Source organism: Acinetobacter sp. NIOH-H-8, assembly GCF_046635365.1.
GTDB lineage: Bacteria > Pseudomonadota > Gammaproteobacteria > Pseudomonadales > Moraxellaceae > Acinetobacter.
In genome coordinates, this window is the sequence record NZ_JBHDVN010000384.1 from 1 (window position 1) to 380 (window position 380).

The window sequence follows — 380 nt, forward strand, 5'->3', positions numbered from 1 at the left end:
CTTTCGTCTCGCGCCGATTGGGACTACACCATGAAGTCAGGTTCCTCCTCCCTCACAGGCTCCCTATGACATCTCATCAAAAACTCCTCCTGTTGCTGCTCACCCTGGTACTGCTCGTGCTCTCCGGCTGGCAACCCTATGACAGGGTCACCTGGTTGCTGGAAGTCGCCCCCGTGCTGATCGTCCTGCCGCTGTTGCTGCTGAGTCAGCGCAGCTACCCCCTCACCAGCCTTCTCTACCTGTGCATCTTTCTGCACGGGGCCGTGCTGATGCTGGGGGGGGCTTACACCTATGCCCGGGTGCCGCTCGGTTTCGACCTGCAGCAGTGGTTCGATCTCAGTCGCAACCCCTATGACAAGATTGGCCACTTCTTCCAGGGG

1 protein-coding gene is annotated in these 380 nt (G+C 59.7%); it reads left to right on the top strand.

The annotated features are described in order from the left end of the window. Positions 1 to 65: 65 nt before the first annotated feature. The coding region (locus tag ACEWB7_RS18770; RefSeq protein ID WP_411581198.1) for a DUF2238 domain-containing protein at positions 66 to 380 on the top strand (315 nt) is incomplete at its 3' end.